This window comes from Bradyrhizobium sp. CB1717 (assembly GCF_029714325.1).
Taxonomy (GTDB): domain Bacteria; phylum Pseudomonadota; class Alphaproteobacteria; order Rhizobiales; family Xanthobacteraceae; genus Bradyrhizobium.
In genome coordinates this window covers 7667402-7686275 of the sequence record NZ_CP121666.1, presented here as the reverse complement: position 1 = coordinate 7686275, position 18874 = coordinate 7667402, and the positions used below count along the sequence as shown (strand labels likewise).

General features: G+C 57.3%; 14 protein-coding genes and 1 pseudogene. 4 read left to right on the top strand and 11 right to left on the bottom strand.

The genetic code is table 11. The features are described from left to right. Nucleotides 1-813: 813 nt before the first annotated feature. Both QA649_RS35810 and QA649_RS35805 read right to left on the bottom strand, forming a co-directional pair. Nucleotides 814-1191 carry a hypothetical protein gene (locus QA649_RS35810; RefSeq protein WP_283021309.1) on the bottom strand — a complete coding sequence of 126 codons (378 nt, stop codon included), beginning with the start codon at nt 1189-1191 and terminating at the stop codon, nt 814-816. A gap of 512 nt (nt 1192-1703) precedes the next feature. Further along, nucleotides 1704-2420, bottom strand: coding sequence for a sulfite exporter TauE/SafE family protein (locus tag QA649_RS35805; protein WP_283021308.1), 717 nt, complete (start codon nt 2418-2420; stop codon nt 1704-1706). Between the two features lie 1348 nt (nt 2421-3768). On the opposite strand from QA649_RS35805, the gene QA649_RS35800 reads away from it, so the two are divergent. After that, complete coding sequence (locus QA649_RS35800; protein ID WP_100235598.1) at nt 3769-4494, top strand: LuxR family transcriptional regulator; 726 nt, start codon at nt 3769-3771, stop codon at nt 4492-4494. Between the two features lie 348 nt (nt 4495-4842). On the opposite strand, the gene QA649_RS35795 is transcribed toward QA649_RS35800, so the two are convergent. From QA649_RS35795 to nodD1, 9 genes and pseudogenes are all read right to left on the bottom strand, one after another. After that, entirely contained in the window at nt 4843-5571 is a 729-nt protein-coding gene (locus QA649_RS35795; protein ID WP_283021307.1) for an outer membrane beta-barrel protein, read from the bottom strand. A gap of 881 nt (nt 5572-6452) precedes the next feature. Beyond that, the gene (locus QA649_RS35790; protein ID WP_283021306.1) at nt 6453-6698 is read right to left on the bottom strand and encodes a hypothetical protein; all 246 of its coding nucleotides are present in this window, start codon (nt 6696-6698) and stop codon (nt 6453-6455) included. Between the two features lie 665 nt (nt 6699-7363). After that, complete coding sequence (locus QA649_RS35785; RefSeq protein WP_283021305.1) at nt 7364-7735, bottom strand: NolY; 372 nt, start codon at nt 7733-7735, stop codon at nt 7364-7366. A gap of 1970 nt (nt 7736-9705) precedes the next feature. Further along, nucleotides 9706-10665 (bottom strand): annotated as a pseudogene (locus tag QA649_RS35780) (LLM class flavin-dependent oxidoreductase). A gap of 477 nt (nt 10666-11142) precedes the next feature. Then, nucleotides 11143-12252: a branched-chain amino acid ABC transporter substrate-binding protein gene (locus QA649_RS35775; RefSeq protein WP_283021304.1), complete on the bottom strand. Its 1110-nt coding sequence runs from the start codon at nt 12250-12252 to the stop codon at nt 11143-11145. A gap of 304 nt (nt 12253-12556) precedes the next feature. Beyond that, nucleotides 12557-13270 carry a MerR family transcriptional regulator gene (locus QA649_RS35770; protein ID WP_349254086.1) on the bottom strand — a complete coding sequence of 238 codons (714 nt, stop codon included), beginning with the start codon at nt 13268-13270 and terminating at the stop codon, nt 12557-12559. A 120-nt stretch (nt 13271-13390) separates the two neighbouring features. Further along, nucleotides 13391-13600 (bottom strand): hypothetical protein, encoded by a 210-nt coding sequence (locus QA649_RS35765; protein ID WP_167407154.1) that lies wholly within the window; start codon nt 13598-13600, stop codon nt 13391-13393. Nucleotides 13601-14162: 562 nt separating this feature from the next. Further along, on the bottom strand, nt 14163-15155 hold the full coding sequence (nodD2, locus tag QA649_RS35760) for a transcriptional regulator NodD2 (protein ID WP_283021302.1): 993 nt from the start codon (nt 15153-15155) through the stop codon (nt 14163-14165). Between the two features lie 642 nt (nt 15156-15797). Beyond that, nucleotides 15798-16742: a transcriptional regulator NodD1 gene (nodD1, locus tag QA649_RS35755; protein ID WP_283021301.1), complete on the bottom strand. Its 945-nt coding sequence runs from the start codon at nt 16740-16742 to the stop codon at nt 15798-15800. Between the two features lie 386 nt (nt 16743-17128). Here nodD1 and QA649_RS35750 point away from each other — a divergent pair, with 386 nt between their 5' ends. From QA649_RS35750 to nodB, 3 genes are read left to right on the top strand one after another with little or no spacing between them, the layout of a single operon-like run. Then, entirely contained in the window at nt 17129-17524 is a 396-nt protein-coding gene (locus QA649_RS35750; protein ID WP_283021300.1) for a hypothetical protein, read from the top strand. 54 nt (nt 17525-17578) lie between these two features. Then, nucleotides 17579-18211 (top strand): NodA family N-acyltransferase, encoded by a 633-nt coding sequence (locus QA649_RS35745; protein WP_283021299.1) that lies wholly within the window; start codon nt 17579-17581, stop codon nt 18209-18211. After that, the gene (nodB, locus tag QA649_RS35740; RefSeq protein WP_283021298.1) at nt 18208-18867 is read left to right on the top strand and encodes a chitooligosaccharide deacetylase NodB; all 660 of its coding nucleotides are present in this window, start codon (nt 18208-18210) and stop codon (nt 18865-18867) included. Before QA649_RS35745 ends, nodB begins: the two co-directional genes overlap by 4 nt. Nucleotides 18868-18874 lie beyond the last annotated feature (7 nt).

Below are 18874 nucleotides of genomic sequence, written 5' to 3'. Positions count from 1 at the left end.
ACTGCCAACGCAGCTTAGGTGCAGAGCAGGGGAGTGAGAGCCGCTCGTTGGCGATTATCTGGACGTTTAGGTATGAATTTTCTCGGGCGTGCACGGTTGAAGCGGCTAGTCGTGCCCGACGAGCCGGCGCGAACGATCAATCGCCCATCAACTCGGTTCGCATTTGCTGGTCGCCATTTATTTTTGCGACGAGAACATGGGCTGTAGGTCCCACCAGGAGCAGCTGAGCTTCCCCGGATCTTCAAACCGGAAGAAAAAGCCGATTTGGTTGCTCACAGAGTTCAACGGATGCCTCCCGTTCAAGGCCGGCGCGCCACGGAAGATGAGTTGGTTGCCAGATGAGAGCGCGAGGAGCGCAATCGCACAACGTGACGCGACGTGCGATTCAAGTCCTTTGGCGCGGGCGACGAAAACGAGTTTTGATCTCTAGTATTGAACGCATAAGCCTCAATTCCGCCACGCTGCTTGTCTCATTGCCACAAGCATCATCACGGATGTACTGATGATGTTGGGGCGACCCCAGCGCACTTTCTGCCCCCCGGCGAAGTGCGTCGGGGCGCCTTGGTTCGGCGGCGTCTCGTCGCTGTCTAATGTAGCTCACCAACTCACAATGGAGCTATCGGTCCTTCGCCAGATCCCGCATGTCTATTCCGTTAGCCTTCCTTGGCGTCGCATTGATGCGATCGCAGTCAGTTTCACATAGATTGCTTGGTCAGGCGTCGACCATCCCGTCACTATGTTCTCGATGCTCCGAGCTGGAGCCGTCTATGCAGGAGCCGGCTGGGAGATCTTGCGCCTGTTCATTGCATGAAATTAGCCTTCGCATCCTGCCATTTCAGTCCATTCACAGCGGATCGAGGAAGTGTGGTAGGCCCCAATCAAACCTGGAGCTCGTCTCCCGGAAATGAGAGCTGAGCCTAGCCAGGCAACAAGGAGATTGCGGCCAAACAGCGTGATCAGTCGAAAGTGGGCGCCCCACAATTTCTGTTGTACAACGCCGAAGGCATCGAACTCATCGGGGACCGGTAAAAGGATGACTATTGTGGCGCGGATGATTTCAAAGGCTGCACGCGCGATATTTTGACGGCTTCGTGGCCGAGGCGGCTGATTGCCGCGCCTTCGCATCCATGCATCTCGAATTTGCCTGCGACTTTTGGCGCTCAGCACATCACCTTCCGTGATATTCTCCATGAGAACGTAACCGACACACGCGCGGGAAAGGAAATTGCGCGGCGTGCCGGTTCTACATTGAAGTAGATCTTCCAGGCTCCCCACCGCTCTTGAGAAAGTCGAAGACGCCCCCTGGCGCGATCCGCAGGTTAGCGTGGTCGTGCTCGATCCTCGCCCATCAGATGCTCTTCTTCCTCCGTTACTGCGCCCTAGATTAGAGGGCCGCGCAAGCCATAGACGAGATCGAGGTAGGCCTCATCCTGCTCGCGCGCCCCGCCAACATTGAGCTTCCCGCCAAATTGAAAGCGCGAACGGGATGTGACTAGGTACGGACCGCTCGGCTCATAAGAATCAGCTGGGATGCGCGAGGTGATCCGCCCCATCGCCGCTCGGCCCGACAGCTTTTCGTGGTCGCGTCGGCGGCTTTCAGAGTTAGGCAAGGCGCGCGGACCAGAACTTAAGCTGCGGCCTCCATCATGTTCTGACCGTGCTGGATCTCCTGCCGATCTCACGAAAGATGGGAGTTGAGACTTTCAAGTGAGAACCAATTGGATGCCGGCAACGACCAGAACCGCCACTAGGATAAATCTGATGCCTGCCGGGTTCAGGCAGTTCAGGCTGACTACCGTTCCAGCGACCGCACCCGCCAGCGCAGAGATAGCGTAAAGAGCCAAATCCGGAGAGGGAAATTGGCCGCTGAAAAGAGCTCCGACGAAGCCAACTGTGGAATTGGCCAGAATAAAAGCGGGTGATAACGCGACGGCCTGCTTCGGTGATGCCCAATTCAGTGTGATGAGCGTCGGCGCGAGGAACACTCCGCCGCCCACGCCGGTCAGGCCGGAAACCAGGCCAAGGGTTGCGCCAATGCTCACGCTTGCCGTGAGTGGAGTTTCGCAAAGACGATCGGCAGCTCGTCCCCGCTGCATGATCATCACTGCGCTCGCCAGAAGAAGAACGAGCCCCGTCAGCGTCTTGTACGCGTGGTCCTCGAGCACAATCAAGCCACCGGCAAGCGACGCTGGCACCGACGAAAAGAGAAGCGGGCGCAGGAGTGCCCAGTCAACGACCTTGTTGCGGTTGAAGACCCACGTAGAATAAGTCGCGACGACAATGTTGAGAGCAAGTGCCGTCGGGCGCATCTCTGTCGATGACATACCAAAAAATGCCATTAGCGAGACGAATGCAGTCCCACCAGCCTGGCCAACGCTCGCATAGAGCAGTGAGATGATCGCGAAGAGCAGAGAAGCCATGCTTCACCGACCCTGGCGACAATCTTCGCCGTTTTCCACCGAGCCCATCATGATTCGTGCATCAGCTAACCGTGTTTCTGCTTGGGGACGGATCTAAACGCTTCGCCGGAATCGCTGGCCGGAGGTGCAGTCAGTTCAATTTTCTTAACGGGTGCCATGTTTGGACCGTCCCATCAATTGCCGAACTTGGCACTTGACTGGGCTGGAATAGGGCTGCGTTTGGGCCCTAAGGGGGCGGCACTCGAGGGGGCCGCCGAGGTGAGCTGCATTTCTTGCTGTAGCTCACCTCGTGCCGCGCCTGGCAATGGTGTTGTCGCCTTTCTTCCGCATGTCATAAATGCTTCGAGAGTCCTACGTCGCAACCAAACGTGGGCGTTCGAAGCCCTTTCTGCGACGTTTGATTTGGTGAAATCAACAGTTGGTATGACACTTGCTGGTTTGGCGCGGGTCCTCTCCCTGCTGGAGAAGCGCATGCAAAGTTTCCTTCGCATCAAGCAGATCTCGCCGTTACGAGTATCTCTCGTTGCGCCTTTAAGGTGGCCCCTTTCTGCACGTTCGGTCCGTTTGCGCCAAGCCTGCCGGACGGAGTCGATGAGACGCCGCACAATGATGCGAGGCGTATGGCTTTTGCGCCGCCTGTTTCGTGTTGCTCATCGATCGCGTCGCCGGCGCCGTCGCACGGCGGAGAACCGGCGAACGGTTAGCGATGGCATCTCTCAAGATTGGGAAAAGACATGACTCTCCCGTTGTCTTCGTCTCCAAGCAGAGAATGGATGCTGAGACGCTCCTCGAGTCCCGAGCGCCCAAGCCGCTTGAGCTTAGCTGTATCGCGCAGATCAGAGCCCAGGATCTCGTCGTGCTCGGCCTCGAGACAAATCAAAGCGTCGTTCGGCTTCGTTTTCCCGCCATGCAAGCTCAACAGAGCCAAGCCTCTAGCCGGTGGAGCTGTTTCGAAGCTCAGTCTAGGACCCGCGGACCTTCTATCGGTGTCGGCATCATCAAACAGGACACCGTTGGCTTCGTATCGATGGCACAATCCTTCAACACCGATGAGGGCGATGATCTCCGATCTGGCCAGTGCGCTATCGGCGAACTGGACCGATCACTTCCGCTCAGCCTCAGGGGCAGGGATGATGGCGCTATCTCCGGTTTTTCAAGCGATCATGCCGGCGCATTCGGCGGCAGGGCAACGAATTCGGCGAATGGCGCCCGGCACAGCGCTAGCGTTCAGACTGCACGAATAACTAACTCTCGAGTTCAGCTCATGGACTGGAATTTGGCTCCGCCTGAAACAAGCGCAACCGAACACGATGACGGGAAGCTCGATCGTCGTCCTGAGGCGCCCATCATGGACCTCTTTAGCTTCACCGAATGCGCTAACCAAACGCATTCACTCAGAGCGCTATTCGAGCTTCTTGTAGGCTGTGCCACCAAGGAAGGTTTCAGTGAAGTCGCATACGGCGCTCTCAACTTCGTTGAGCCACTTCGGCTGGCGGAGTATCCACCCCCGACAGTGGCTGTGAAGTGGCCGCCAGACTGGTGCGATCGATACTTCAAACGCAAATACCATACTATCGATCCGGTGGTTCGGCGGACGCCGATGCTTACGCGGCCGTTTTTGTGGGATCAACTCGCCGACCACTATCAGCTTCGACCGGACGAAAGACGCGTACTGGACGAGGCGAGAGAGGCGGGGCTGAAGCATGGCATGAGCGTGCCGTTGTTTGGGCCGTTGGGTCGGATATCTGTGGTGTCGTTTGCATCTGCGTTCGACGATGCTGATCCTCAGGACCGCATCGGTCATCTCAAGGCGCTGGCTTGGCAGTTTCACACCGCCTATGGCGACATCGCTCGTCCCTGCGATAATGGTTGCGAAAGAAAAGTTGCACTATCGCAGCGGGAGATCAGTTGCATGCGGTGGGTGGCAGAGGGGAAATCGTCATGGGAAATTGGGAAGATCCTGGGAATCAGCTACAATACAGTCAACTTTCATGTCAAGAACGCGATGCGCAAGCTGGATGCGACCAGCCGAATTCAAGCGGTCGCTATAGCTATTCGCCTCAATGTTCTTTGAAATTTGTGAACGGGGCACTAACAGCCAAATCTTCGGCTTCCAGCTTCTGGCATGTTGAGCATGGCACCTTCGGCGAGCTCACCGATGCGCTCCTTGGAGCAAGTCCGCTATCTCACGCTGCGTGAGGTTGTGGGAATTCACGAGATCGATGAATTGTCGAATGACTGACCTGTTCTCCCAGTGTGTTGGCGGCATCTCGGCTACACTCCAGCCAGCCTCTGAATCCATTACTCAGACGAGCTCGCACCTGGTGCTTCGGAACTGGACTGGGCGCCGGCGGGGAGAGGAGCAGCTGAGGAAAGAACCCCGACCGGGGTCGGGGTTCCGATTCACGCAACCGCGTGGAGATCAGTATTTGGCAAAGGGCGAGCCAAACTTGTAATTGAGCCGTGCCGTGATGAGATCAATGTCCTGGTGGGCGCGGTCCGTGCCGAGAAACCCTGGGAAGCTTATGTTGCTGCGCTGCATGAACAAGTGATTATACTCGACGCCAGCTGACCAGGTCGGCGTGAGGCTAACTTCGGCACCGGCCCCCAGCACGCCACCCCAACGCACATCATTGCTGTTGGCAAGCTCGGTGCCAGAAGCGACCGAATTGAGGACATAGTTGTTGCTGGTCACCGCAGCACCACCCTTTCCGTAAAGTAGGACGGCATTGAACGCGTAGCCGATATGTCCCGTGAGTAGACCGAATGCGTCTGTCGTGGTGCCAACGGTGTTTGCCGGAAAGGCGGTGCTGACATTGGAGCCGCTGAAGTCGGCCCAGTTGCCCTGACCTTCGATGCCGTAGACCATGTTGAAGATCTGCCAACGATAGCCAATCTGGCCGCCAATGGTCCCGCCGGTCGAATTATGGCAGCCCTCGGGAGTAACACCATTGAAATCCCAGCAATTGTGGCTCGTTCCCCAACCACCATTGATACCGATATAGTAGCCGGACCAGTCGATAATCGGGGCTGCGACCGGCAGCAGTGGCGCCTTGACCTTGACGGGCTGTCCGGCCAAGTCCGTGCCGAATGAGGGAGCGGCGGCGCCGAGTGCGCCAATGCTTGCAGTCAGAATCAGAATCTTTTTCATTCGAGTGTCGTTTCCTTTCGGTGCCCCCGGCGTCGTGCCTTTAACAATATGAACGCGAATTGCTGTAACTGCCGCACAACATGTCTTCGAAAGAAATGGGTCCAATCGCACGCCGCGTCAGATTGTGGAGCGCGCAACGTGCCATGCACTGCCTCGACCGAAATGCTGGGCCTGACGCTGGTCGCTTCGCGCAGATGCTTCTTCGAATACGGTCCGTTCGTGATGACCTGTGACGGGACGCCGCGCTGCGAGCTGTTTGGCTCCCTCTGTCGCTGACTAGCGACAAAGCCAGGCTGAACCAACACGTCACGTGCATGCTCGCTATTCAGAGAGTTCGGTAAATGAAGACCGCCGATCGAAGGACGCGTCTTGTGCGCTCAACCTCATTCTCCCGTCAGCACCGTCGTGCTGCCGCTTGCAATCGTGAGCGATGCGGCGATGATCGATCACAGGCCTGGATCGCGTTTGACCCAGGACCTATCGCAAGTGCAGCACGATGATCCTCAAGCTCGACCTCGATCGACGGGTGTCAAGGAGCCGATGCGGCTGTGCCTGATGAGGATCTTGCTTGAACATGCAAGCTCGTGCCGAGCCAAAAGTCAGGAGAGGAAACGGTATGGCTTTTCCTGCCGTCGGCGACTATTAGCTCGGCTGTCCCGTCTCGTCGCCGACTTGCTCTGCTTTCCAGGTGATTGGTCTGTGGTCACCAGAAGAGCTGCAAAGGCGACAGTCCTCGTGAACGTGCTCGTCTTCAGCGGGGCTGAACATGAGTGGATTAAGGTCATCACCACCACGCTCTGCCCCGGTTGTTTGGCCGCCGCATAAGGCCCTCCCAAGGACTTGACAAGCCAAACTCATGTGACAGTAGAGGTTCAAGCGCCCTATTGCGCGGTCGACGGCGCCAGTTCAGCCCGCAAGCTGCGTATCGCCCCGTTAGCCAGATTCAAAGTATTCCGTTCGCCCTTCTTTATCGAAGACTCAAGAAAAGTGCACAACCGGCTATAGAGGATCGTCTTGCGATTATGCGCCAGCAACGGATCCTTCTCCACAAAGCGCCAGGCCTTATCAAAGGCTGCGCTTACGATAGCATCTTGTATTTGCACTTGCTCGGATAACAACTGATCCATCTCAACACTCCACCACGTCCTGATACAAGGAAGTACCTTCGCAAAAGCAAACCGAGAGTCTGTGGCTTGTCCCAGCAAATAAGATATCAGAGCCGCAGTACGCTCGGACATCGAGCTGCTCTCGGTGCTTCGACGAATTTATAGATGTTTGTTGAAGTTCAGATGACCCCGAATGTTGTATTTCCGGGCCCATTCGAAATAATTCTGAAGCGGTTGAGACGAGCTCGCGTTTCACGGCTTCGTTGCCGAAGTGCTCTTGTTACTCGGTATCGGTCAATAATTGTGGCTCTTCTTCCTGCAATTGGAAGATCGGCGCCATGCCATTCACGACTAAAGCCGCACATCGATGAAAATAGATCGTTCCGCTCCTTTCGCAGTCTCTAGTTTCTGGAAGCATGTGGCGTTTTCCCGTCACTGCTTGTTTGCTTTCTGACATGTGTCCGCGTGACGTCGTCCTTTGCTCGACCCTGCGCGGCCTCCTGCTCTCGGTGCGGGCTCCAGCTTTCGAGCATCGCGACGATCAGTCGTGACATGGAAAAGCCAGCGGCACCGGCGCGATTACGGGGCGGTGAGCCATAAACGCCAACTCGTCGATCCCTGGTGCGTACGGCCGTAGCAGTCCGCCCAGCGATAAACGTTCGATAAGCGCGCCATCAACTGAAATCTCAGTCCGCTGCTGCACGTGACAGAATTAGTTTCGCGATCTTCATTCGATTGGCGGGGGTTCGGAGCACTGCCGGTAATGCCGCCACGGCCTGATCGAGAAGGCGTCCCAAAACCTGAAGGTCTTCTGGGTAGTAAACGCCACGGTCTCGCGACAGTCGCGTCGTTTGCCGGTCGCCGGCGCGGGTTCTCGTATCGCCGAGCCGGCCGAGCTCCAGTTCCGCCGTAATCATCTGATTTGTGAGTGCATTTAGCAGTCGGACCGCTTCGAGCTCGTTCCCCTCTTCGCGTATGAGGGCGGCCACGATGTCGAGTTGCAGGTCGATGCGATGCTTGAGGTCCTCTGAACGTGAATTGGAAGGGTCAAGTTCCACGGTGTTGCTCCAAAGTAGTTGAATGCAGGCAGCAGGCTGAGAACGGTTGTGTCGTGCTTTCCCGTTCGCGGGACGGCAGACGGGCGATAGAACGAATGGCTGCTGCACAAGGCAAGGTGCGCACGCACGGTCGCCGAAGGGTGAGGGTGGCAGCATGTGCCGCGACAGGGCCGCAAAGGCGGAAACGACTATAGAACGCTGCGAACTGCGTTGTAGATGGCCCGTCATTTGATTCGACGGCCGAGCCGGTGCAGCGCGACGGACAGTGACAGTGACTCCAGCCAGTGGGGACACCGCTGATGACGGCAGGTCGAGAGAAGTGCGGCCCGAACTGCTGCGGGATTGCTTGCCGCCTGTCATAGCGATCCAGACATAACCTGAGGCCTCGCGAGGCAGAGTGCCATAAAGAGCGCTTGTCGCTGGACGAAGCTGTTGCTGAAGGCATGCCGTCAACTGGTCCAGACCGGCCTCCTCATTATGCCAGAAAATTAAATCCCAGCCCATGCCAGGCAACTCAGAAATAACATCCGCTACATACGTCTGCGGTTTCTCTCTCCATTCGTTGACAGGCGATGCCTGGTCCGACGAGGGTGCGGATGGGCTCCTGGAAGGTGGGGGCGCTAAGAGACAAGACCGGCAGATCGCGTATCTCCACCCCTCGTTCCGATGGTGATGTAAGAATTGCTGAGAAGGGATAACCGCGCCGGGATATGGTCGAACAGCGCCAGCGCATAGAATGAGATGGGGTAGCGTCAGTCTGTAGGAAATGGGTGTGGAAGCCGCCTGCCGACGAAGACTGAGGACGCGAGCAGAGTGAGACACCAGGGTCACACGGCGTACAGGGGCGGGCAGTAAGATCGCTAGGCTGGTCTCATCACACCGATCGACATCATTGCCTCGTCCTGGCCGGAGGATATGCGGCTTGCACGTAGCGTGGTCAGATAGCTGACCGCACTGCTTTCTTTGAAGGCTGCGACAGCGTCGGATTGTCGGCGACGCCCGCCTGGTCAGGGCAAAGAGTCCAGCCCGCACCGGCGTAGAGGGCAGTTCGCCTGCCCCAATTCTATGCAGCGCACGCATTTACCTTGACCAACCGATGTGCGTGAGAGCCGATCTTCTTGGAGGGCCTTAGTATGATTTCAAAAGGGGAGGCGCTAGCGCGATAGGTTGCGCGCCCGACGTTGCGATTAGCCACCCGACCGCATTTGCGCCGCACGTGCGTCGATTCCAAAGATTGATGGGTCTCGTTGGCGATGCAGCCGCGAGAACCTTGAATCTGCCTGCGACTATGCTGAAAGCAAAAAGGGTCCATTGCTCACACGACATTCGTGAAATGTGCTTTCCGGAAAACCGGCGATCGACTTATGGGGTATTTGTCTGAAATTGGTAAAATCGAAAGTGTTGATGGGATGTATCCAGTTCGTGGATCGCGCACGCGCGTAATCGTTCTCTTACCTCGAAAGCGAGTTAGTGTTTCCCGCCGTCTTGCTGCGGTGATCTTATGGGCACTCTAGGCCAGCCTGCTGATTCGTCGATGGAGGGGTGGCCATGATGGAGAAGACAGAAAGGTCGCAGCTCTGATCGCTGGCGAATACCTCTAAATTGGACGCCAGATGTCACGAAGATGCCAGAAACACCCCTCGATCCCATAAGCCGAAGACAGGGTCATGGAGTCTCGTCGGCGACTATCCGACCAGCTCCGGCCTCCCGCCGCGCCTTCATTGAAAAGGCCCGGGAGATCGAAGCGAACGAAGAGCGTTCGGCCGCGGATGAGTTGATAAAGCGGTTCGCAAACGCTCGCTAAGCCAAAGCTCGCCCCCAAATAGGGGCGCCAGGTGGTCAGATATCGCGGCCATTGAGGCTGACGGTCGCCTTCGTCCCGGGCAAACGACAACCAAAATCGCGACCACCTTCGGTTAACCTCAGTGCGTCGGTCTACTTGCCACGCATACGATCCCCCAATGCAGACATTATTCGTCAAAGCTATCGAGAATTTCAGCTTTGATTGCGGTTGCGGTGTACAGGGAAACCTCCAGCGGAAGGTCTCCGAATGCAAGCTGGCAAAGTAAGTAGTTGGCACCTGCCACTTCCATCTGCTGAAGAAGAAGCTGTCGGACGGAAGCCGGCGTTCCAACGACGCACAATTCGCTCTCAAGTGCTGCATCGAAGGTCAGCGCAAGGGCGGACGGTGTCGGAATGGCGTTAAGCTCGTAAAGGAACTTAAAGCTCTCCAGCCATCGCCGATACGCAGTTTCGGCCGTCGTATGCGTCCTGATCAGACTTCGCAATCTCGACCATGCGGGCCAGCCCGAGAAAGGGCTCGCGGCCGTGTGCGGCTGTATTGTGGTCTCGATGGGATCGGTCGGCATCCGTAACGTTCCGGACAACACAGGCGGGACCTATGCACGCCAGATTGGCGCCATTTGCCGCGGCCCACTGCGCCGTCTCAGCCCGATTGCTCGCGATGCAGATAGGCGGATATGGACGTTGATGAGGCCTCAACATTAGGGGTACTTCGCTGAACTCGAAGTGGTGTCCCTGATAAGATAGCGTATGTCCCTTCAGCGCAATATTGAGGATTTCACTGGCCTCCGTATAACGGCTTGGTGCAGCGTCGGCAGTGATGCCGAAATAACCCCATTCCATCGGCTGGGAGCCGCGGCCTATCCCGACCTCGAGCCTGCCGCCGCTCAATTGGTCAAGCATGCAGATCTCTTCGAATGCGCGCAATGGATGATAAAGGTTGAGCAACAGGACGAGCGGACCGAAGCGTAATCGCCGGGTTCGGCCAGGTGATAAGCGTAGAAACCGAGCGAGTCGCAGGCCTCGGTCAGCTTGAGACGATCTTCATATTGTCGTGCGGCATCTCGGCCGTCGTCATCCAAATGGTCGAAAATACCGCACCTTAGTCTTGGAAGGCCACTCTTCACTCGATTAATCTCCGATGATGGGGCAGATGGCGAGGCCTGATTGCTTCATACCGTCGCGCTCAAAGAGGTCTCGTTCGTCGTTTGACCACTTAGGCCGTTTCTCTTGGCGTGGATCTGAGCTTGCACCATGTGAGTGGATCACGAGAATGCGCAAATGGCGGTCCGGTCGCACCATTGACAGACGTTCCCGAAGCGCCTCCACAGCGAGGATGTGCTCGACCAGAAGCATCGTTAGCCGCTTCAGAGGTCCTGTGCCTTGCGTGCCAGATCAGCTCGGTACGGCTCTATCTGTCTATCATCGGACGTAGCGTCTCCGTCAGGTCGACATCGGCTAGCTCTGCGAGCGCTGCAACGAACGCGAAAAACGCTCCGAAAGCTGCAAGTATAAGAGAGCTTGCGAGTATCGCTGCTCCAACGACCTGACTGCGTCCCATCATCCGTTTCACTTTGGATCTGGAGAGGCGGCGATGCCGCCAATCAGTTCTGCTCGACAGTTTCAACACGGCCGTCTCGCCAGCGGTAAACCAGAAAGCCAGGAGCCGCATTGTCTCCCTTTCTATCGAACCGGACTGGGCCAATCACGGTATCGGTCGGCCGTGAACGAAGTGCCCTAGCTACGCGCACAGCATTGAAAGAACCGGTCCGGTTCACCGCCTCTGCCCATGCTTGCACGGCCGCGTAGGCGTAAAGCGTGTAGCCTTCAGCGGACAGGTTGGAAGCTTGGAGTTCGGCCACCACGCCGGCCGCATTGGCATTCCTGGTGGGGTCCGGCATGAAGGTAAACAACGTGCCATTGCCGGCGCTGCCTGTAATGGCCCAGAATTCAGAGGTCATCAAAGGATCGTTCGCCATGACCATAAGTTCTGCTCTTGCTTCTGACGCCTGGCGTACAAACAATCCGATTTCGGTATGATAACCGCCGATATAGGCGACGCGCACCCGTTCCTTCTTCATCCTTGAGACCAGCGCCCTGTAATCCTTTTCACCGGCTACATAGCTTTGGCGAATGACTTGTTCACCGAATCTCCGAAGCTGTGCTTCAACGACGTCGGCGATACCTTTGCCTGCGGTGCTCTTGTCGTCGAGCACTGCGATCTTGTCGTTAGGGAAGGTCCGGTGAATATACTCTGCGGCAACGATGCCCTGTTGGTCGTCGCGGCCGCAGATACGAAAGACAGTCTCAAGGCCCCGTTCTGTTAGCTGAGGATTTGACGAGCCTGGTGACACCTGAATAATGCCTGCTTCGGCGTAGATCTCGGAGGCCGGGATCGACGCAGAAGAACAAAAATGGCCAACGACCAGCCGGGCCCGGTCTGTCGTGAGCTTATTCGCGACTGCGACAGCTTGCTTCGGGTCGCACGCGTCGTCGGCGACAGTCAATATCACCTTGGTATCGAGAAATAGGCCAGAAGCGTTCAACGCCTCGACTGCCGCAGCTGCGCCATCGCGCATTTGTGCGCCGAACGCAGCGCTGCTTCCGCTCATTGGGCCAGCCACGGCAATATTGACGTCGGAGCCGCGCGCAACAGAGGCGAGGGCGCAGAAGAGAAGCGCTGCACTCGCAGCAGACGCGCAACGATTCAACATTGTAGAGCTCCCAATGTTCACCTGAAGAGTAAGCGCGAGCAGCTGTAATCAGACGTGTCTACACGTTTAGATTGTCTGTCAAAGCGAAGCTTGTGTTGGTCGGCCAGATTGGCGACCACGGTAGAACTTACAATTTGACGTTAGGTGCGTTTCAAGGCCGTTTTGAAGGAGCCTCGATGGTGCGTCAGGGAGCGCGGATCGACGAGGTCACGACGACTGTCCGGTTCAGTCCATAAAACTGTTGGCCCGCATCAGAGCCGACGAGCGCCTATCGGCAATGCCGTGCGGAGCCGGCCGGAGGACGTCAGTACGGCTGATCCTCCAACCCGCCAAGGGCCAGATCGAGATATTGCATGAGGCAGGGATCCCAACCAGCCAGACTACGGGGGGCGCTTAATCGTGCAAGTACCTTCAGGATCGTCGAAACGCGTGAATCGGCGCCAGCGATTTCGCCGATCAGCAAGCGTGCTGCGACTGCGACAGCCTTTGCCCGCTCGCCGCAAGGATGCTCCCCTCGATCCATACAATCACGCAGGTCGTCGCGGATCCGCCGCCACCGCTTCTCGCGATCTGCAGCTAACTTGCAGGTGCATCGGGACGTCTGATTATGCGTCTCGACCCGCGACATGGCATTGAGGGTGGCAGGCAGCTCATCCACACTTACCTGGATATCACTGTCGATGGTCATGTTGCGCAAGCGATCTCGCAGCAGAGTTGCTCGAGCGACTTGAAGTTCTATCCGTTCTAAATGTTTGCGCAGAAGATCGGTGAGTGAGGTCGTGCCCTCCATAGCTTTACGGATCTCGACAAGGGAGAAGCCAAGCTCACGTAGCGCTCGAATTTGGTGAACCCGTTGCACGCTTTCGCGGTCGTACATCCGGTGGCCGCCGTCAGTACGCTCTGAAGCTGCTAGGAGCCCGGTGTGTTCATAATGATGCAGCGTGCGTACCGTTACTCCGGTCGCCTCTGCAAGTTCGCCAATGCGCCATCGACGCCTTCGTGGTATAGCTTTGCTCATGTTGTTCATTTCAAAGCCTACAACCTGACGTCACGTGTGATTCAAGCTATTTCAAAGCTCTAGCTGGATCGTCTTCCATTCCAGCGCGAGACTGGTGACTATCCTCAGAATGGCGGGGGATCAACCCTGAGGGGAAATGGTGATCAACAAGTTCGTCAGGCTTGCCAGTTGAGCCTCGCCAGCCGCTGTACGCTCCAGGATGAGTTTGGCGATTGCTGTGCGATTTTCCGGACTTCGCATCGATGGGGGTAGCGCGGTGATCGCACTATCATAAAGGCGTCCCAGGACGGAAAGCTCTTCCGGATCGAACACGCCGCTGCATTGCTCCAACGTTCAGCTCCTTGTTTGTCATTGCGTCATGGCAGCGCACGTCGTCAAGACGTTTGGCTGCGATAGGGCCAAAAGAAGTCAGACCCGCGGCGCGGAGCGACGAAGATGCGATGTACTCCCATGTGATGCGACAGGGCAACATGCGTGCGCGATGCTTGCCTCGACGGCGCAAGAGATCGTGGTCATGTGCATGATCGATGACCATCGCGCTCACGGTGCGTGATGGTACGGCTTCCGAAGAAGCTGAAGCGTCTCCGCACTTCGGGAGCCGCTACTGATTCGGAGAGTTGACGAGGGCAGCCCAGCCCCGGTTCTGCAGCAGGTGCGCCCGGCGGCCGGGTGCAACGTACGTCCCTGTCTCTAAAACCAGGCCAACAGTCTGACCCGCCGCTCGCACGTCGAGCCTATTGCCAACGTGCGAAAGACCTACACAACGTCGTCATGACAGCCGTCTTTTGCGACGATCTTGATAGAGCGACCATGAATTCGAGCGAGGCGAGCCAAAACTGTATGCGTTGAGACATTCGTTGGGATATGAGGTTCGCAGATCTTGCGAACGTCCTTACGACAACGGCGAGACAGATCGTGCGAAATCCCCGGCAGTATCAGCCCGTTCCGAAGTGCAGATGATGGAGGCCTCTTGCCCAATTGCCATGCGGGTAGCTTCCTGCAACAATATCTCTCGCATCCACAGGCTTTCCGGGTCGCTATTGTGAAGCACGGGCCATTGAACCGCCTCAGTGAAGGCGGGGAATGGCTGCGGGAGCTCCGCAATGCGAAGGGGCATTGTTCTTTGGAAATGCTTTACGAGCCCTAATGGCATCGTCCCTATGCGGTTGGTGCCTACCAGCAGGGGCGGCATCATGCTGAAGCTCTGCACGAGAATGTCGATGCGCCGATTGAGACCGAGATCGAGTAAAAGGGATTCTTCGACCGGCGTCTTGCGCGCGCCTTTGACCTTAACCGCAACGTGGCCCATCGACATATACCGATCAAATGTAAGCCCCCGTAGTAGTTGGCTGTTCGTGCAGCAACCTACGCAGACGAGTCTCTCCTCGAATAGGGCCGCCCTGGGGTGCGCGCCGGACATGAATAATTCCGGCAAGATAACAAAATCGACTTCGCCGCGGCGAAGAAGCTCATCGTGCTCATCGGTGAGCGCGACCAGTTCGAAGCTGACGGCCGGTGCTTCTCGCGCGACGCGCTCCACGACATTTCGGAAGAATACGACTGTTATAAAGTCAGAAAGGCCGATCCTGAATCGCCGGTTCGATCGAGCTGGATCGAACACGTCCCGCGCGATAATTGAAAGATCGATGTGCGTTAGAGCCTCGCGTACAGGGGCTGCGAGTCCTTCCGCGCGTGAGGTCGGGACAAGTTCCCGCCCCCTCATCCCAAACAGCTCATCACGGAAGTAGGAGCGCAGCCGGGCAACGGCTGCGCTCATGGCCGGCTGACTAAGATTCATCTTGCGAGCCGCTGCGCTGAGGTTGCGCTCAGTCATTAGAGCATCCAGCGCGACGAGAAGATTTAGATCCAGACCTTTGAAACGCATGTCTTCTTATCCGGCATGAACGTAGTTGCGGCGCATACAACGAGCGGTGACGGCTGCGTCTGGGGAGGTCCTATTGGCTCGCCCGAATGGACATCGTTTCCATCCTGCGATCGCGAAAAGGACGCTCGTGAAATGAGCGCAACAATGGAGAGCAAGGCGGTAGGCCGACCAGCAGCGGCCGGAATCCGTCAGGAGTCCCGAAGTTGATCGGTCTGGCCGCTTCCGGCGAGCCACGCAACAAGACGCGGTCGGTTGGTTAACGGCAGATCAACCCAGTGTCCGGCCGGTGCCGTGAGTTCGCCAAAGCGCCCAGTCGAGGGCCGCATAGCGCAGCGTTAGTCACGGCGGCCAACCTACAACCTGACGCAGTGTGCGGTTCAAGCGATTTTATGGGGCAAGCCAAACATTATTGTACTGGAGGAGACGTGTTGTGCCGCGATAGCGTCGGGCGCCGCCTGTTTGCGGTGCAAGCGCACCAAACCTCACCTGCGAGGTCACCACGCTCACACTCGGCAAGTCTTCGCAGCCGATCGTCCGTCGCTGGCAGCTTGGCCTCAGAGACGTTGAAGTGACGAAAGCGGCCGAGCAGGTCGAAGGATTGTTAGCGTGTTTGGAACGTGCCGAGAGTGGCTTACGGTGAGCCTAGCAGCGCCTGCGAGTTGGACGCTCCTGATGCCCAGATGCCATGTTGGATGCTTCCTCCAGCAATATCCGCCGCATCCAAATGCTCGCCGGATCGGTATTGTGGAACGCAGGCCACTGCACAGCCTCTGTGAATGTGGGCAGGAGGAGCGGCGGTTCGACGATCCGCAGTGGCATCCGCTTTTCGAAGTGTTTGGCGAGTCGTAAAGGCATTGTGCCGATACGGCCTGTGTCTAACAATATGGGCGGAATCAGGCTAAAGCCCTGCACAACGATCTCAATGCGTCTCTTGACGCCGTGCTCAAGCAAGAACCATTCTTCGATGTTTGGTCTGAGCGCCCGTCCGAACTTCGCCGTAACGTGTCCCATCGAAATGTATTTCTCGAATGTCAGCTGCCGCGTGAGCTGCTTGTTCTCGCGGCATCCCACGCATACGAGGGTCTCGTCGAACAGCGTCGCCTTAGGATGCGCGCTCGACATGAACAGCTCCGGCAGAATGAGAAAGTCCACCTCGCCCCGGCGCAGCAGCTCATCGGGTTCATCGGAAAATGGCAGCAATTCGAAGCGTACCGCGGGAGCTTCCTGTGCAATACGGTCGACAATTTTGCGAAGAAAGACGATCGTCATGAAATCGGAGAGAATGAACCTGAAGCGTCGGCTCGACTGAGTAGGGTCGAACGCGTCCCGCGATATGATCGAGAGTTGGATGTGCAGCAGGGCCTCGCGAACCGGACCCGCAAGCGCCTCTGCGCCAGGTGTCGGGACGAGCTCGCGACCTCTCATGGTAAATAGTTCATCGCGAAAATAGGTGCGCAGCCGCGCGATCGCAGCGCTCATAGCAGGCTGACTCAGGTGAATTTTGCGCGCCGCCGCTGTGAGGTTGCGCTCCGTCATCAGAGCATCGAGGGCAACGAGAAGGTTTAGATCAAGTCCCTTGAACCGCATGTTGTAAGTCTATCCATCGTGTGGATGTGTTCCATCGGAACTATCGATTTTACCAAGTTGCGGGATGTTGGATAGCAAACATAAGTTTGAAAAAAGTAATGAGGCATACCACGATGGCTGCTGCTCGCTCACGCTGGCTCAGAGAAAAGCTCCTGGAGGTGCGAGCAGCCGGCGCATCCGCTTCGAGGGCGGCTATGGGCACGCCGTGCGAGCCGCGTCGCTTCTTCTCGGTACGAAGCTCGTTCGATCGAGACGCCAGGCAGATCTCCATAAACCTTGGTATGCGTGTTTCATCCGTTTCCATATTGCAGGTTTACCCGCGTACACTTGAGAGCGCGTTCAGCCGCATTCTAGTGTCGGGAAATAGCGGCAGGCGCAGATTGCGGATGCCCAAGAATTCAGGCGACTCTCCAAATGGCTCGCCTGTCCACCGCATTCAGGGCGTGTCGAAGATGTATAAGAACCAGTGTGATCTGATGCCACTCGGTTACGCCATCGATGAGGCGCCGCGCATCGAAGGCCTGCCCGCAGACGTCAAAACGTCGACAGAGATGCTGGACGAGGCGGAAAAGCTCCGTGGTGCAGACAGGTTCTGGCTAGTCCAATCGCCTCGTCGGCATCTTCCGGGATATCTCGCGCAGGGCATTGGCCGGATGACGAGTGCGAACCATGAGATCGCTTCGTCGCGAGTGAAGGCGCACGGCACGGTGCAGGCGAGGAGCGCCGCGCTCCGAGGGGGCATGGCAGCGCTTTTCAGTATTGATCAGCGGTTCGGCGACTAGCGAATTCTCGTGACCATCTCCGCTCTTAATTCCACTGGCGCAAGGAAGCCCGCCATGAACATTGCCGCATCCCGGACTGCGGAAGCTCCTACTGCGCGCGCTCAAGTGCAGTGGAGCCTTCGCTGGGAAAGCGAACTGCGGCTCGCTGATCATGCCGAGCTCGCCGAGTTCTTCCGCAAGAGTTACGGGCCGACCGGTGCGTTCAATGCGCAGCCATTTGAGGGCAACCGAAGTTGGGCCGGTGCAAGACCTGAGGTCCGCGGAATCGGTTACGACGCGCGCGGGGTAGCTGCTCACATCGGGCTACTACGCCGCTTCATCAATGTTGGTGGGGTCGATCTTCTCGTGGGGGAACTGGGGTTATATGCGGTGCGTCCGGATCTTGAAGGCCTGGGAATTAGCCAGGCAATGCGCGTGATGTATCCCATGCTGCAGCAGCTTGGGATTCCATTCGGCTTTGGCACGGTTCGGCCTGCGCTCGAGAAACATATGACCCGACTGGTCGAAAGGCAGAGGCTCGCAACCCTCATATCTGGCATTCGCGTCCGCTCCACGCATCCGGATGTCTATCCCAATTTGTCGCCGATCCGCATCGAAGACGTGATCGTGGTGGTTTTTCCGGTTGGACGCTCGATAAGCGAGTGGCCGGCCGGGACGATCATCGATCGGAACGGGCCCGAGTTGTGAAAGAGCTTTTCCCCCTATCTGCCGTCCGTTGCGACTACGCTGACGTGAGTGGAAGTCGCCCCGTCTATTTGACCTTTGATGATGGGCCAAATCCATTTTGCACGCCAGAGGTGCTCGATGTGCTGGCGCAACATCGGATTCCGGCGACGTTCTTCGTGATCGGCACGTACGCGGCCGAACAACCTGAACTCATTCGACGAATGATCGCGGAAGGGCACGAGGTTGCGAACCACACGATGACGCATCCGGATCTATCCAGATGCGGACCAGCGGAGGTACGCGATGAAGTTCTGGCGGCGAGCGAGGCGATCCGTTCGGGCTGCCCGCAGGCCTCACCCAGGCACATGCGAGCACCTTACGGCAAATGGACACAAGAGGTGCTCGCTGTGTCAGCGAGCGCTGGTCTCACAGCTGTGCACTGGTCGGTCGATCCGAGAGATTGGTCCCGCCCCGGGGTTGATAGAATTGTGAATTCAGTGCTGGCGAGCGTTCGCCCGGGTGCAATTGTGCTCTTGCACGACGGATATCCTCCTGATGAGGATCGACCGTGCACTGGTGCCACGCTGCGCGATCAGACCACGATCGCGCTGTCACATCTGATCCCGGCACTACAACGGCGCGGGTTTGTAATCCGTCCACTCCCTCAACTTCACTGAAAAAACT

Coding starts and splice junctions, on each gene's coding strand:
- QA649_RS35810 (WP_283021309.1), bottom strand. CDS start 1,191: ATGGAGAATATCACGGAAGGTGATGTGCTGAGCGCCAAAAGTCGCAGG.
- QA649_RS35805 (WP_283021308.1), bottom strand. CDS start 2,420: ATGGCTTCTCTGCTCTTCGCGATCATCTCACTGCTCTATGCGAGCGTT.
- QA649_RS35800 (WP_100235598.1), top strand. CDS start 3,769: ATGGACCTCTTTAGCTTCACCGAATGCGCTAACCAAACGCATTCACTC.
- QA649_RS35795 (WP_283021307.1), bottom strand. CDS start 5,571: ATGAAAAAGATTCTGATTCTGACTGCAAGCATTGGCGCACTCGGCGCC.
- QA649_RS35790 (WP_283021306.1), bottom strand. CDS start 6,698: ATGGATCAGTTGTTATCCGAGCAAGTGCAAATACAAGATGCTATCGTA.
- QA649_RS35775 (WP_283021304.1), bottom strand. CDS start 12,252: ATGTTGAATCGTTGCGCGTCTGCTGCGAGTGCAGCGCTTCTCTTCTGC.
- QA649_RS35770 (WP_349254086.1), bottom strand. CDS start 13,270: ATGAGCAAAGCTATACCACGAAGGCGTCGATGGCGCATTGGCGAACTT.
- nodD2 (WP_283021302.1), bottom strand. CDS start 15,155: ATGCGTTTCAAAGGTCTGGATCTAAATCTTCTCGTCGCGCTGGATGCT.
- nodD1 (WP_283021301.1), bottom strand. CDS start 16,742: ATGCGGTTCAAGGGACTTGATCTAAACCTTCTCGTTGCCCTCGATGCT.
- QA649_RS35750 (WP_283021300.1), top strand. CDS start 17,129: ATGCCCAAGAATTCAGGCGACTCTCCAAATGGCTCGCCTGTCCACCGC.
- QA649_RS35745 (WP_283021299.1), top strand. CDS start 17,579: ATGAACATTGCCGCATCCCGGACTGCGGAAGCTCCTACTGCGCGCGCT.